The organism is Cellulophaga baltica, assembly GCF_018861125.1.
In the GTDB taxonomy this organism is placed as follows: Bacteria; Bacteroidota; Bacteroidia; order Flavobacteriales; family Flavobacteriaceae; genus Cellulophaga; species Cellulophaga baltica_A.
This window is the reverse complement of record NZ_JAHKQN010000029.1, coordinates 170820-186402: the sequence shown is the minus strand read 5'-3', so window position 1 is coordinate 186402 and position 15583 is coordinate 170820. Positions and strand designations below refer to the sequence as shown.

17 protein-coding genes are annotated in these 15583 nt (G+C 29.4%); 8 read left to right on the top strand and 9 right to left on the bottom strand.

Annotation, left to right across the window (positions count from 1 at the left end):
• Window positions 1–9 precede the first annotated feature (9 nt).
• The 4 genes from KO500_RS14985 (at window position 10) to KO500_RS14970 (ending at window position 3678) form a co-directional block, all read left to right on the top strand.
• Window positions 10–1962, top strand: a complete 1953-nt coding sequence (locus tag KO500_RS14985; protein ID WP_215957373.1) for an OmpA family protein — start codon at window positions 10–12, stop codon at window positions 1960–1962.
• A 232-nt stretch (window positions 1963–2194) separates the two neighbouring features.
• Window positions 2195–2770, top strand: a complete 576-nt coding sequence (locus tag KO500_RS14980) for a pentapeptide repeat-containing protein (RefSeq protein WP_215957372.1) — start codon at window positions 2195–2197, stop codon at window positions 2768–2770.
• 67 nt (window positions 2771–2837) lie between these two features.
• Window positions 2838–3326 carry a DUF6265 family protein gene (locus KO500_RS14975; protein WP_215957371.1) on the top strand — a complete coding sequence of 163 codons (489 nt, stop codon included), beginning with the start codon at window positions 2838–2840 and terminating at the stop codon, window positions 3324–3326.
• 1 nt (window position 3327) lies between these two features.
• A complete protein-coding gene (locus KO500_RS14970; RefSeq protein ID WP_215957370.1) occupies window positions 3328–3678 on the top strand; it encodes a hypothetical protein in 351 nt (116 codons plus the stop codon).
• Between the two features lie 64 nt (window positions 3679–3742).
• Here KO500_RS14970 and KO500_RS14965 read toward each other — a convergent pair whose 3' ends face one another.
• The gene (locus KO500_RS14965) at window positions 3743–4204 is read right to left on the bottom strand and encodes a CBS domain-containing protein (protein WP_215957369.1); all 462 of its coding nucleotides are present in this window, start codon (window positions 4202–4204) and stop codon (window positions 3743–3745) included.
• 220 nt (window positions 4205–4424) lie between these two features.
• Here KO500_RS14965 and KO500_RS14960 point away from each other — a divergent pair, with 220 nt between their 5' ends.
• The 4 genes from KO500_RS14960 to KO500_RS14945 all read left to right on the top strand — a co-directional run bounded on the left by KO500_RS14960 (window position 4425) and on the right by KO500_RS14945 (window position 8854).
• Complete coding sequence (locus tag KO500_RS14960) at window positions 4425–6716, top strand: M28 family peptidase (RefSeq protein WP_215957368.1); 2292 nt, start codon at window positions 4425–4427, stop codon at window positions 6714–6716.
• Window positions 6709–7518: an NAD(P)H-binding protein gene (locus tag KO500_RS14955; protein ID WP_215957367.1), complete on the top strand. Its 810-nt coding sequence runs from the start codon at window positions 6709–6711 to the stop codon at window positions 7516–7518. Before KO500_RS14960 ends, KO500_RS14955 begins: the two co-directional genes overlap by 8 nt.
• Before the next feature lie 110 nt (window positions 7519–7628).
• The gene (locus KO500_RS14950) at window positions 7629–8003 is read left to right on the top strand and encodes a hypothetical protein (protein WP_215957366.1); all 375 of its coding nucleotides are present in this window, start codon (window positions 7629–7631) and stop codon (window positions 8001–8003) included.
• A gap of 146 nt (window positions 8004–8149) precedes the next feature.
• Complete coding sequence (locus tag KO500_RS14945) at window positions 8150–8854, top strand: hypothetical protein (RefSeq protein ID WP_215957365.1); 705 nt, start codon at window positions 8150–8152, stop codon at window positions 8852–8854.
• Window positions 8855–8908: 54 nt separating this feature from the next.
• Here the strand turns inward: KO500_RS14945 and KO500_RS14940 are convergent, their stop codons facing one another.
• The 8 genes from KO500_RS14940 to KO500_RS14905 form a co-directional block, all read right to left on the bottom strand.
• Window positions 8909–9445: a nuclear transport factor 2 family protein gene (locus KO500_RS14940; RefSeq protein ID WP_215957364.1), complete on the bottom strand. Its 537-nt coding sequence runs from the start codon at window positions 9443–9445 to the stop codon at window positions 8909–8911.
• Complete coding sequence (locus tag KO500_RS14935; protein ID WP_215957363.1) at window positions 9438–9932, bottom strand: hypothetical protein; 495 nt, start codon at window positions 9930–9932, stop codon at window positions 9438–9440. Before KO500_RS14935 ends, KO500_RS14940 begins: the two co-directional genes overlap by 8 nt.
• 121 nt (window positions 9933–10053) lie before the next feature.
• Window positions 10054–11427, bottom strand: a complete 1374-nt coding sequence (gene rimK, locus KO500_RS14930) for a 30S ribosomal protein S6--L-glutamate ligase (protein ID WP_215957452.1) — start codon at window positions 11425–11427, stop codon at window positions 10054–10056.
• Window positions 11428–11474: 47 nt separating this feature from the next.
• Window positions 11475–11780, bottom strand: coding sequence for a hypothetical protein (locus KO500_RS14925; RefSeq protein ID WP_215957362.1), 306 nt, complete (start codon window positions 11778–11780; stop codon window positions 11475–11477).
• Window positions 11781–11784: 4 nt separating this feature from the next.
• A complete protein-coding gene (locus tag KO500_RS14920; protein ID WP_215957361.1) occupies window positions 11785–12762 on the bottom strand; it encodes a deoxyhypusine synthase family protein in 978 nt (325 codons plus the stop codon).
• Complete coding sequence (gene speB / locus KO500_RS14915) at window positions 12749–13693, bottom strand: agmatinase (protein ID WP_215957360.1); 945 nt, start codon at window positions 13691–13693, stop codon at window positions 12749–12751. Before speB ends, KO500_RS14920 begins: the two co-directional genes overlap by 14 nt.
• A complete protein-coding gene (locus tag KO500_RS14910) occupies window positions 13680–15083 on the bottom strand; it encodes an arginine decarboxylase (RefSeq protein ID WP_215957359.1) in 1404 nt (467 codons plus the stop codon). The genes speB and KO500_RS14910 overlap by 14 nt, the downstream gene beginning before the upstream one ends.
• 176 nt (window positions 15084–15259) lie before the next feature.
• Complete coding sequence (locus KO500_RS14905) at window positions 15260–15415, bottom strand: hypothetical protein (protein ID WP_215957358.1); 156 nt, start codon at window positions 15413–15415, stop codon at window positions 15260–15262.
• Between the last annotated feature and the right edge of the window lie 168 nt (window positions 15416–15583).

Genomic DNA, 15583 nt, shown 5'->3' with positions numbered 1-15583 from the left:
AATTTAGAAATGAAAACAAAATTTATATATCTATTTTTCTTTTTTACCGTAGCAAACATAAGTGTTCATGCTCAAAAAGTAACAAAAGCTGATAAAGAGTTTGCAAATTATTCATATGTTGATGCTGCTAAATTCTATAAATATTTAATTGATAAAGGGAATAAAAAAGAATCTAAATATGCTAAAATAGCAGATTCATACTATAATATTGGTAATTATAAAGAAGCCGCTAGTTGGTATACAAAAATGATGGAAGCTAGTGAAGCGAACAAAAATGCCAATTATCTTTATAAATATGCACAAAGCTTAAAGTCTATAGAAAACTATAAAGAATCTGACAATATAATGAATCAGTTAGGCTCTTTATTTCCTAATGATAAGCGTTATTTAGCCTACAGACAAAATAAGGATTACTTAACTAAAATTCAATATAATTCAAATCGTTATAAAATTAAAAACTTAGCTATAAATACTGAATACTCAGAATTTGCTACATCAAAAATTAACGATAGTTCTCTTGTTTTTTCATCAAATAGAGATACTGGATTATTAAAGAAAAAAATTCATTTATGGAAAAATCAATCTTTTAACAAGTTATTTAAAGCAAAAATTAATGAAAATGATGAAATTACTGACATTAAAGTGTTAAATAATAGTTCAATATATAACTTAACGATTACAACTACTGCCTTTAGTAATGATGGTACAACTGTTTATTTTACTAAAAATAATTTTAGTAACCGTAAATTTAAAAGAGACACTAAAAACGCTTCTAATTTAAAAATATATAAGGCTGATATTGTAAATGGTGATTGGACAAATATTACTGATTTACCATTTAATAATGATAGTTATTCAAATGCTCACCCTACTCTAAGTCCTGATAATAGTACATTATATTTCGCATCAGATATGCCAGGTAGTTTAGGGAAATCTGATATTTACAAAGTAAGTATTAATGATGATGGTACTTTTGGGACTCCTGAAAACCTAGGAAATAAAATAAACACTGAATCTAGAGAGAGTTTTCCATATATTACTGAGAATAATATTTTATACTACTCATCTGATGGTCAACCAGGCTTAGGTGGACTTGATATTTTTGTAGCAAAATTGGACAGTTCTGAACCTATTCAAAATGTAGGAAAACCAATTAATAGTACTGATGATGATTTTTCATTTTCATTAAATAGCGCTACTAAAAAAGGCTTTTTTACTTCAAAAAGGCAAAGCGGTAAAGGTGTAGATGATATTTATAGTATAACTGAACTTAAATCATTAAAATATTTAAAACAAATTGAAATAGAAGGATCAGTAGCTTCAAAAATTAACAATGAGCCTATAGTTAATACAACTATTATGCTTATTGATAAAAATGAACAACTAATTGCTGAAGCTTTAACTCAATCTAATGGTACATATAATTTCAAACAAGAATTAGAAGAAGGTAATTATTTTGTTGTGGCCTCTACTGATGATTACAAAGAAGAGACTAAAAATCTTAAGATTACAGACGCTACAAAAAAAGAGAAAATCAATTTTTTACTAGACAAAATTGCAGAGAAAATTGAAGTAGGAACAGATCTTAAAAAACATTTAAATCTTGATTTTGATAATATACATTTTGAATTTGACAAATCAGTTCTTCTAGAAGAAAGTAAACCAATTTTAGATAAAATAATAGCTTTAATGAAAGAAAATCCAAATTTAAAAATTGAGATTAGATCACATACTGATGCTATTGGAAAAGCCAGCTATAATAAAATTTTATCTAAAAGAAGAGCTAAAAGCACTTTAAAATATTTTGTTGATAAAGGCATTGACCCATCTAAATTAACTTCAGTTGGTATGGGGGAATCTGAATTGATAAATGATTGTGTTTATAGTATTGAATGTTCGGAAGATGAACACCAAGTAAATAGAAGGTCAGAATTTATAGTTATAGGAAAACAAATAAAATAGTACTTAGTTATATATAATTAAAGATAGCTTGATAAATTTAGATAAATTTAATTGTGTTATAACAGAAAAAAACATGTGCAAACAACATATTTTTTTTAAAGAAATACTATAAAACCCTTTATAAATAGCGGTGAAATAGTTATTTTTAATTAAGAAAAAAATATGTTGTTTGTTATAAAACTATAAATGTTTATGTAACAAACAGTTAAAAAATACATATAAAATTTCAGAAATGAACAACCTATTAATTTTTGACAATACTTATAAAAGTCAAAATTATACCAAAGAAGCTTTACCTAAAGCGTCATATGAAAATTGTGTTTTTGACAACTGTAATTTTGCTAACGCAAATCTTACAAATACGACTTTTACAGAATGCGAATTTATAGATTGCGATTTAAGTAATGCCAATGTAACACAAACAGTTTTTAAAGAAACTCTCTTTACAGGAAGTAAATTAATAGGAGTAAAATTTGAAACTTGTAATACCTTTTTATTATCATTTACATTTGAACGTAGTATATTAGATTATGCTTCGTTTTATAAGTTAAAAATGAAAAACACACTTTTTAATCATTGTAATATGATAGAGGTTGATTTTACTGAAGCAAACTTAAATACTTCTATTTTTTATGAATGTGATTTAAAAAATGCAACTTTCAACAATACAGAATTAGAAAAAGTTGATCTTATTACCGCTATTAATTTCTCAATAGATCCAAGTATAAATAATATTAAAAACGCGAAATTTTCAAAAGAAAATGTTATTGGATTATTAGCAAAATATAAAATAGAAATTAAAGACTGAAATTTAATTTATCAATAATTATTTAACAAATAATTGTATATTAGATTGACAATCAAACCAATCTAGTATGAAAACCTTATTTTTTTTATTACTTCTCTCTTCTTTTTGTTTCGCACAAAATACAATAACTCTAACAGAAGGTGCAATATCACCAAAAGCAGTTATTGCTGACGCTAGTTTTTTAGAAGGCCATTGGAAAGGAACACTGTTTGGTGGTAAAACTGAAGAAATATGGACAGCTCCTGAAGGAAACAGTATTTTATTTACTTTCAGACTTGTAATTGAAGGGCTTGTAGATTTTTACGAGATTGGTCATATTATAGAAAAAGACAATTCTTTAGTATTACAACTAAAACATTTTGATGCATCATTAAAAGGTTTAGAAGAAAAAGATGAAACTGAAAATTTTAAACTTGTAAAAAAAGACAAAAACAAACTCTTCTTTGAAGGACTAACCTATGAAAAAATTAGTGACACAGAACTTGTTGCACATGTAGTAGTAGAAAATGAAGATGGCACAACACAGGAATTAACGTTCAACTTTAAAAAACAATAATTTGGATAAAAAATGTCCCGAATGTGATGAGAAAATTATCGGTAGAATAGATAAAAAATTCTGTTCTGATTATTGCCGTAATTCTTATAATAATAAGATTAATAAAGACAGTAATAACCTCATCAGAAACATTAATAATCGACTTAGAAAAAACCATCGCATACTTAACAGTTTTCCTTTGACTGATGGTAAAACCAAAACTACACGTAATAAATTATTAGACAAAGGGTTTGATTTTGAAAACTTTACAAGTATCTACACTACTAAAAAAGGAACAATTTATTTTTTTGTTTATGATTTAGGTTATTTACCTCTAGATAACAACTATTATATGATTGTTAAACGAGAATAGTACAAATAAAAAACTTCACTAATAAAGTGAAGTTTTAAATAAATTATTAATTCGTCTGTATTAATCACCAATTATGACTACTTAATTTTAAAGCTGCTATTACGATGTCTTTTCTACTTATTTGACCAACTAAAATTCCGTTTTTCAACACTGGTAATCTTCTTCTATTATTTTTATGAAAAATGCCTGCAGCATCAAATATGCTAATGCCATTTGTAATGCTTTCAACATCTTTTGTCATGTAACTCGCTACACTTTTATCTAAAATGGGTTGATTAAAATACCTACTTTCAGAAATCGTTTTCATACAATCAGCTTCTGAAATAATACCCACAAGAAAGCCGTTGTTATCTAAAACAGGTCCACCAGAAATATTGTACTTTGTAAACAGTTCCATTACTTCTAAAATTGACTGTTCTGGTGAAAAGGTAACCAGTTTTTTTGTCATATAATCTTCGACCAAAATAGGAGCATTATATTCCTTTTTCACAACTTTTCTTGCCCCTTGAAAGCTTTTAATTCCCATAGTGATTGATTTTTAGGTTAAACATAAAGATAACTATTATTTTAATACAATGACAATTAAATCGTTAATTTAAAATCATAATCTTATTTAATGTTGTCATGTATAATCAAATTAATAACCATACTTGCTTATTATCAATAATATTATTTTACGTTTATATTTTATACTTTTATAAACGCATTTTTTTAATGCCTATGGCATTCTCATAAATCAACTACCCATGAAAAATAGTATTGCAACTCTAAGCTTGTTATTATTAATATTTGCCACCTATTGGGGTTTTAAACTTTCAATGCCAAGTTATTCTGCTGATGAAAATATCAATCAAACATCATTTTCAATTGAAAGAGCATTAAATCATGTAAAAAATATTTCTCAAGAACCACACGCAGTAGGCTTTTCTGCACATGTTGATGTTAGAAACTATATTATAGAAAATTTAGAGAAAATGGGTCTAGAGACTAGCTTACAGACAGGTTATACTGCTGGTGATTGGGCTAATTTAAGTCAAGCAACAAATATTATTGCTCGCATTAAGGGCTCTGGTAACGGTAAAGCACTTCTATTACTTTCTCATTATGATAGTCACCCGCATTCATCATTTGGCGCAAGTGATGCTGGTAGTGGTGTCGCTACAATACTTGAAGGCGTAAGAGCCTTTTTAAGTAAAAATAAAACTCCTAAAAATGATATTATTGTTATGTTTTCTGATGGGGAGGAATTAGGTTTAAATGGAGCATCACTTTTTGTTGAAGAGCACCCTTGGGTTAAAGATCTTGGTTTGGTTTTGAATTTTGAAGCACGTGGTAGTGGTGGACCATCATATATGCTTATAGAAACTAATAAAGGTAATGGAAACTTAATTAAAGAGTTTACGAAAGCTAAACCTGATTATCCGGTTGCAAATTCACTAGTGTATAGCATTTATAAAATGCTACCTAATGATACTGATTTAACTGTTTTTAGAGAAGGTGCTGATATTCAGGGATTTAATTTTGCTTTTATTGATGATCATTTCGATTATCATACTGCAAAAGATACTTATGACCGATTAGATAAGAAAACACTTGTCCATCAAGGAAGTTACTTAATGCCCTTATTAAATTATTTTAGTGATTCAAACTTAAACAATATTAAAAGCACTCGCGATTATAATTACTTTAATGTTCCTTTTTTTAGATTAGTTTCTTACCCTTTTGATTGGATTTGGCCTATGTTCGGGTTAGCCGTGCTTATGTTTATTCTTCTTATAATATATGGTTTTAAAAAAGAAGTATTAAAAGCTAAAGATATTTTCATAGGCTTTGCACCTCTATTAATCGCTTTAGTTATAAACGGTGTTATGGGTTATTTTAGTTTTACAATATTAAAAACAATATATCCTCAATATCAAGATATTTTACATGGGTTCACTTATAATGGTTATACCTATATAGCTGCTTTCGTTTTATTTTCATTTGCAGTTTGTTTTTATAGTTATCAAAAATTTAAAAAAATTAGCACTGTAAACCTTTTAGTTGCTCCTATTATTATTTGGTTACTTATTTGCGGTGGCCTAACTGCATTTCTACCAGGTGCAAACTTTTTTATTATACCGGTATATGCTTTATTAGGTTCATTTTTGGTATTAATTAATCAGAAAAACCCAAACGCATTTTTATTAGTCTTTTTAGCATTACCCGCAATTTGGATATTTACTCCATTTATAAAAATGTTCCCGGTAGGTTTAGGTTTAAAAATGATGGTTGCTTCAACAGCATTATCTACGTTAGTATTTTTTCTGTTACTTCCAATTTTTGGATTCTATAAACATAAAGGTCGATTAGCATTATTAAGTTTTATACTATTTATTGGATTTATGATTGGCGCCCACATACATTCAGGTTATGATGAAAATAGTGCACAACCAACGAGTTTACTATATGTGTATAATGAAGATACTAAAACAGCAAACTGGGCTACCTACGATCATGTTTTATCCAATTGGACCAAACAATATATTGGTAAGAATAAAAATGACGCTACAGAATTAAATGCACAAGTTATTAGTAGTAAATATAATTCTGGTTTTACTTACACTGCTCCTGCCCCAACTAAAAATATAATTGCACCTGAAATTAAAACTACAAGAGATACTATTATTGGTAGTGAGCGCTATTTACGACTTTGTGTGACACCAAAAAGAAATGTAAATAGGTTAGATGTTTTTACTAATAATGTTAAAATTACTAAGGCAAAAGTAAATACAATTCCTTTATCAAGTGAATTTTTAAACAGTAGAAAAAAAGGAAATCACAGACTAGTAACACATTATATTACTAATAATGCTTATACTGAAATTGATTTGGTTTTTCCGAAGGAAGAAAAATTAAGCTTAACTATTTACGAAGCTTCAAATGATTTACTCACAAATGAACAATTTACAGTACCTGCAAGACCAAAAGATAATATACCAACACCTTTTGTTTTAAATGATGCTATACTTGTAACTAAAACAATATCTTTTGAATAAAACTATCGGAATTATGGGTTGTGGATGGTTAGGATTACCATTAGCAAAATCTTTCATTAAAAAAGAATATACCGTAAAAGGTACTACAACGTCAAAAAATAAAATAGAAAGTTTAAAAAAAGAGGGGGTTAATGCTTTTGTCATTTCACTTTCTGAAAGTGGAATAACTGGTAATATCAACGATTTTTTGAATGATATACAGACACTTGTAATTAATGTACCACCAAAATTACGTGGAGCCAACAAAGAAAATTATATTTCTAAAATGGAGTTATTGCTCTCCGTAATTAAAAAATCTAAAGTCAAAAAAATAATTTTTGCAAGTAGTACAGCTGTTTATGGTAATTTTGAAGGTGATGTAACTGAAGCTACCACACCAGAACCCGTAACAGAATCTGGCAAACAACTATTAATATCTGAACAATTATTTAGTAATGAAACCTCACTACAAACCACAATTATTAGGTTCGGAGGATTGATTAGTGAAGATAGGCACCCAGTAACTATGCTTTCAAAAAAAGAAAAAATAGAAAATGGTAATATGCCTGTAAACCTAATCCACAGAAATGATTGTATTCGCATCATTTTTGAGGTCATAAAAAATAATTGGTGGCAACAAACTATAAATGCTGTTTACCCCCATCACCCTTCAAAAAAAGAGTACTATACACAAGAAGCTAGCAAAAAAGGGCTAAACAGCCCCGATTATTTGTTAAACAATAACAGAAAAGGTAAAAAAGTGAACCCATTTTTTCTTACAAACGTTAAAGATTTTGAATTTCAAACTTCAATTATAAGTTAGTTCACCACACAAACAATTCTTTTCACAACAATTAAACTGTAAGAAAGTTAATTGGGAATTACTTTAGTCGTAATAATAATACCTTTAATCTAAATTAAAAGTCGGTTATTATGGGACAAATAAGTTTAAAAACAAGAGTACTTTCTGATATAGAAAGTTTAATTGCGCAGAGCTATCCAAATCGAAAAATAACTTTAAAAAATGAAACCCTACACATAGCAATTATCAAAAAATGCTATAACGCCACTAATGTGTCAATTGATTATCATCGCAAGAGAATTGAAATGGATATAGTACTAGATGATACCATATACAACCCTAACCAGGTAAACATGCACATACCAACAGTACGTGCCAATTTCTATTTTATGAATTTAATTGAATTTTTAAAAGGCTGTATCGTAAATGACAATAAGAGTATTGCATTTTATGCAAGTTTAATACATTCTTATCCGCTAATGAATACAAACAAAGTGGCTATTTAAGACCTAATACCAACTAATCGAGAAGAAAAGAGATGTTTTTTGATAAAAGACATCTCTTTTTGCTTTTATACTTTTTCATATAGTTTTCTTTAACAGCGTACTATAAATAATTTTTATAGCTTAGCAATCCAATTTTTAGAACAATTATGAAAAAAATAGTGTTTGCTTTACTAATGTGTATGGGATTATTAGCCTCTGCACAAACCAAAACTGAACTACAAAAACATTACGAGGCATTTTATAAAGAAATGAGAAACCAAGGCGATGTGAGTGGCGTAATAAATGCTTTAACACATTTAAATGTAATATCACCTTCAGAACAACGTAAAGATACCTTAGCTTACATTTATGCAAATGATGGGCAGCATATGCAAGCATTAAATACAATCGGTATTGATAAAAAAGACAGCGATTCTGATTTAGCTGTACAAGTAAAAGCAATATCACTAAAAGCACTCAACCAACCAAAAAGAGCCATTGAGCAATTTCAGGTGCTTTATAATAGAAATCAAAACCCATATTTAGCTTATGAATTAGCTGATTTAAAAATACAAACTGAGGATTCAAATGGAGCTATGACATATATTGAATATGGTTTAGCAAATGCTAAAGATGACATGAAACATGCATTTTATGAGCGCCAACAACCGTATGAAGTTTCATTAAAAGCAGCTTTTTATAATTTAAAAGGTTTAGTACAATTTAACCTTGATAAAAATAATATAGATGATGCTTTAACTTCAATAAATAAAGCATTAGAAATAGCACCTAATTTTAATTTAGCTAGCTTAACAAAACAAGCATTAGAATCAAGAAAAGAACCTATTGACCCCGTAAAAACGGAAAAATAAAACACAATAAAAAAGCGAGCTATTTGCTCGCTTTTTTATTTGAATCATTAGCTATTACTGCTTCATTGTTTCTTTAAACAAACTGTCTGAAGTATTTTTTAATTTAATAGCTTCTTCAACCTTTTCATTTGGTATAGTTATAGATAAAACATAATGAGCAATTTTCCACTCACCTTCTACTTTTTGTAGAACACCTGAACCTCTGCAAATTTTCATTTGCGTATCAAGTAATTCATCAAACCAAGCAAAATCATTTGTTTCATTAATATAAATGTTACGATCTATTGATTTAAAACTCCAAGCTTTACCTTTATCAAAATGTGGTTTTGAATATGTTTTAAATTCTTCATTCTGCCAATTTTCTTTATTATCTGTTCCAATAAAAACACTATTACTAGTCATGTAACTAAAGTAGTTATCAAACTCAGCATCAGCCGCTGCTTTATGCCAATTATTTAATACACTTCTAATCTCTTTTTTTTCTTTACTATTGTCTTTATTACTAATAGCAATTTTAATTTCATCATCCTTTTGTTGCCCAAAGCTTAATAATGAAACAAAAAGTACTAAGGTTAGAAATAATTTACTCATCAAATAAAATTTTAGTGTCTAATTTGCTAGTCATTACTATTGAAAACTGATTGTTATATGCGTTAAATGCATTAACCATTTCAATCACAGCTTCTCTAGGGTTAATGTTGAAAGTTTTATTCATCTTAATTTTTAGCACATACGTTCTAAAAACTTTTTGTCTGCTTTTAATATCTTCTCTATCAAAAATTTCTGGATAATCAGATTCTATTAAAAGTTTTTCTTTCTCAATTAAATCTTCTACTATAATAGTAAGGTCATCATCAGTTTCACAATCATAAATTCCTTCAAAAGATCTTTGCAACGCATTAAATTCTGGCCAATCAGTAAAAGCTTCTATTGCCGCAGCACTTGGTTCAACTTTTTTAGGTATTTTCTTTAAATCTAATAATACACTTGCCTCTTCAACTTTTTCTTCAGTTGTTTTTCCCTCTTTACAAGATAATAATCCTGTAATACATAGAAATAAAACCAATAATTTTTTCATAATGCTAAAGTACAAATTTTTAGTTCCGTTTGTAATCATCAACCAATATGTTAAAACCATTTTACAAACTAAAAAATCCCTTCGCTAATTTAGCAAAGGGATTCATTTCATTATTTTTTACTTAAAGTTTAAACTTCAATTTTGCTTCAATAGCCATAATCATACTATTCGCAATATCTTTTCCTGTAGCATTTTCAATACCCTCTAAGCCTGGAGAAGAATTTACCTCTAACAGCAATGGCCCTTTATTAGAACGAATAATATCTACACCTGCAACTGCAAGGTTTAGTACTTTAGCTGCTTTAATAGCTAACTTCTTTTCTTCTTGAGTAATTTTAATTACAGATGCTTTTCCACCTTGGTGAATATTAGCTCTAAACTCACCCTTAGCAGCTTGTCTCTGCATCGATGCGATTACTTTACCATTTACTACAAAACAACGAATATCTTGTCCGTTTGCTTCTTTAATAAACTCTTGCACTAATATATTTGTTTGCACACTTTTAAAAGCATTTATAACACTTTCAGCTGCTTTATTTGTTTCTGCTAAAACAACACCTTTACCTTGTGTACTTTCCAACAGCTTAATTATTAAAGGTGCACCGTTTACCATTCTAATCAAATCTTTTGTATCTAATGGTGATTTTGCAAAACCTGTAATAGGAATATGAATATCATTTTTAGAAAACAATTGCGACGCAAACAACTTATCACGAGATTGCGTTATAGATTCTGCCGTGTTTAAACAATACACACCTAAATTATCAAACTGACGAATTAAAGCACAACCATAAAATGTAACTGCAGGTTTAATACGAGGAATAATAGCATCAAATTCATTTAAAATATTACCACCACGGTATCTAATTTCAGGAGAATTTGCATCTAATTTCATGTATGAATGTTCTACATTTAAAAACACCATTTCATGACCGCGAGCTTGTCCTGCTTCCATTAACCTTTTATTACTATACAGGTTAGGGTTACTAGCTAATACGGCAATTTTAAGACCTGTTTTCTCTTTAAAATAGTTAGAATATTTACCAATAATTTCTGCTGACGTAAAATCTTGAATTAGAAAATTCTCAGCAGAATTTACAACGAATCTATTATTTAAAGCTTCTCTACCCAATAGCATACGAAACTCCATCGTATCTCTATTTGCTAAAGTTAACTCTATCTCAAAAGTATCATCACCTAAAGTAATTGGCGTACGTACAACAAAACGTTCTTCAGCAATACCAGAAGAACTTTTTACTGTTCTTCTGTCTATTAATTTTGCTTCCGTTTTAATTGTTATACTTCGGTTATCTTGAATGGGGTTTACTTCAAATTTCACCCACTCTTGAGCACCTTTTGTAAAAACTTTAGTGTTAGCAGCTTGTATTGATGATGTTTTTGCCCCAGAATCAACTCTTGCCTTTATGGCAGGAATACCTAAATCACCAAAAACACACCACTCTTCACTACCTACTACTTTTAAATTTTCCAATATTCTATTTTTTTTAATTGAAAGTCTCTTAATTGACCTTACTATTTTTATTAATCTTCTAAATCTTCACCTAATTCTTCAGGGTCAACTACTGCTGCAGGATCATCATCTTCAAAATCTTCATAATCATCCTCATCATAATTTGCCATTGTAGTTTCAAGCTTGGCACTAATTTTTACCAAATACTTAGTATCTTCAGTAGTTACCTCAACAGCTTCTATTCGCTCATTATGAGCATTTTTGAATGAAATAATATTTAAATCATCATAACCATCAGGATATTTTTCTACCAAAAGCTTTAAAACCTCAGGTGTCAACTTTTTAAAATCTACGATAACTCTTTTTAAATTGTCCATAATATTACATGTCTAATAAATAAGCAAATACTAATGGTGCAACTATTGTAGCATCACTTTCAATGATGAATTTTGGGGTGTTAATATCTAATTTTCCCCAAGTTATTTTTTCATTTGGCACTGCGCCAGAGTACGAACCATAACTTGTGGTTGAATCGCTTATTTGACAGAAATAGCTCCAAAAAGGAGTTTCTGTTCGTTCCATATCTTGATATAACATAGGTACAACACAAATAGGGAAATCACCAGCAATACCTCCTCCAATTTGGAAAAATCCAATTCCGTTTTCAGAATTATCAGTATACCAATCTGCCAAAAAAGTCATATACTCAATACCAGACTTCATAGTACTAGCCTTCAATTCTCCTTTTAGTACATATGATGCAAAAATGTTACCCATTGTACTATCTTCCCAACCTGGACAAATAATAGGTAAGTTTTTTTCTGCAGCAGCATACATCCAAGAATCTTTTAAATCTATCTCATAATGTTCTTCAAGCACACCTGATAAAAGCATTTTATACATAAATTCATGTGGCAAATAACGCTCACCAGCATCTTCAGCATCTTTCCAAATTTTAAAAATATGTTCTTGCAATCTTCTAAAAGCCTCTTCTTCAGGAATACAAGTATCTGTAACTCTGTTTAACCCTTTTTCTAAAAGGTCCCACTCATCTTGTGGTGTTAAATCACGGTAATTAGGCACACGTTTATAGTGCGAATGAGCTACCAAGTTCATGATATCTTCTTCAAGATTTGCACCTGTACAAGAAATAATTTGCACTTTATCTTGACGAATAACCTCTGCAAATATTTTACCTAATTCTGCCGTACTCATAGCCCCAGCTAATGATACTAACATTTTAGCACCATTATTTAATTGCTCTTCATACCCCATTGCAGCATCAACTAAAGCTGCCGCATTAAAGTGTAAATAATATTTTTCTATAAAATTAGAAATTGCTCCTTTATTCGTCGTCATTGTCAAATTTTGAATTGTTTGTTACTCCATTTTTATACCCCAAATCATATGAGTTATCGTATACATCGTCAACGGCTTCACCCATAAATTTATAACTTAACATTTTGTAATATAATTTTGCTGCAAGAAAATCTGATGACTTATCTACTTCATTTGGGCAAAGCTCAACAATATCAAAACCTACAACATTTTTCTCTTTAAATACTTCTTTTAAAAATTCTAAAGTTTCATACCATAACAAACCTCCTGGTTCAGGTGTTCCTGTTGATGGTATAATACTTGGGTCTAACGCATCTAAATCAAAAGTAATTAATACATTTTCAGTCATAAGATCGATAACCTTATCCATCCAATATTCATCACTAACCATATCATGAGCAAAGAAGGTTTTTTCTTCATCCATAAACGTTTTTTCAATAGCATCCATAGAACGAATACCAACTTGAATTAGGTTTGTTGTTTGACTCGCTTCATGAACCGCACAGGCATGATTATATTTTGTACCATCGTATGATTCACGTAAATCAGCATGTGCGTCAATATGTAAAACCGTTAAGTTATCAAAACACTCATTGAAGGCTCTAATAGTACCTATTGAAATTGAATGCTCACCACCAAAAAGAGTAACAAACTTGTTTCTCTTGATAAAATCTTTAGTGGTTTTATGCACTGCTTCAACCATGGCTTCAGGAGAACTGTTTTCTAAAACAGCATCAGCTAAATAGATACCTTGTTGGTACACTTCAGTTTCTGTTTCAATGTCATACAATTCCATATTTTCAGATGCTTTTAAAAAAGCATCTGGTCCCTTATCGGCACCTTTTCCCCATGTGCTTGTTCCGTCATAAGGCACTGGTATTAAAACTACCTTAGACGTTTCCAATTGCGCAAATTTATCTTCTATTCCCGCGTAATTGCTAGTTGTTATCATAACCTAAAATTTTTAGCAGATCTGCTGCCTTTTGTTGTTCGTTAAATAATTTGGTTGTTATATTCCCTTGTAAATCTTTATCAATAAGTATATGCTTTGGCTGCGGAATTAAACAGTGCTGCAAACCACCGTAACCACCTATACTTTCTTGGTATGCTCCTGTGTTGAAAAAACCGATATATAATGGTTTATCTCTTTTATATTTTGGCAAATAAATAGCATTCATATTCTGTTCGCTATTGTAATAATCATCACTATCACAAGTTAAACCACCTAATAATACACGCTCATATTCATCTTGCCAACGGTTAATTGGTAGCATTACAAAACGTTTGTTTATCGCCCATGTATCTGGTAATGTTGTTATGAAAGAAGAATCTATCATATTCCATTTTTCACGATCGTTTTGTTGTTTTTGATACAAAATTTCATAAATAGCACCACCGCTTTCACCTACTGTAAAACTTCCGAACTCTGTAAAAATATGTGGCACAGGCACCTCAGCTTCTTTACATGCTATGTTTATTTGATTGATAATCTCATCAATCATATATTGATAGTCATACTCAAATGCTAATGAGTTTTTAATAGGGAAACCTCCACCAATATTTAAACTATCTAAAGACGGACAAACTTTTTTAAGGCGAATATATACTTTTAAACATTTCACCAACTCGTTCCAGTAATACGCATTATCACGAATACCTGTATTTATAAAAAAGTGAAGCATTTTAAGCTCAACCTTATCATTATCTTTTATCTGGTTCTCATAAAAAGGGACAATATTTTTATACCCTATTCCTAAACGAGAAGTATAAAACTCAAATTTTGGTTCTTCTTCAGATGCTATTCTAATGCCTACTTTAAAAGTGTCATCAATTACATCAGAAAGTAAATCAATCTCTTCGTAATTATCAATTATAGGAATACAGTTTCTATGTCCTTCATTAATTAAGCGACCAATATTGTCAATATACTCATCTCTTTTAAAGCCGTTGCATATTACGTAAGTATCGTCTTTTATTTTTCCTTTTTTCTTTAAATTCTCAACAATATTAATATCGTAGGCTGATGACGTTTCTATGTGAACATCATTATTTAACACCTCATTTAATACCGGTTGAAAATGTGAACTTTTAGTACAGTAACAATAGTGGTATTTACCTTTGTAATTGTTTTTTTCAATAGAATTTTTAAACCAACCTTTTGCTCTATTGATATTATCAGAGATTTTTGGTAGGTATGTAAATTTCAACGGACTACCGTATTTTTCAACCAAATCCATTAAAGGGATGCCATGAAAAGTTAAATTCTCTTCATTAATTAACTTAAACTCTTCTTGTGGAAAGTAATAAGTTTGATCAATTAGATCGATATATTTTGTGTTCATTTTTAATTATTATCAATTATTTTGGTCACATAACACCCTCATCACAAACAAATTAACTCACTATGAAGTTAACTCATTTTAGAATACAAGATCATGTAATTTTAAATTAAGTATGTTAAACTAATATTATGACTTTTAAAAAATTGCCGTAATTAGTAAATAAAGTATAACTAAACCTAGATAATAATTTGACGCTGTGTCGTTGGAATGAAAAAATAATCGTGCTGACTACTAACGATATTAGAATCGAATGAAGAAACTCCTGAGTTTCGGTTACCCATTTTATAGGCTGACATTGGATTGGTCTTCATAGAACCCAATGTCCCGAACATAAATACAATGTTCATTATATTTCGCAAAAAGCTATAGTTCCAAATATTTTATGTGATACCCTTATTTGGAATGACAAATGAAATCAAAAAAAATGAAAAATCAAGCTTTTTTTAAAAATTTAGATAAAAAAAACATTTTAATAACATTAAATTTATATGTGATTCCTA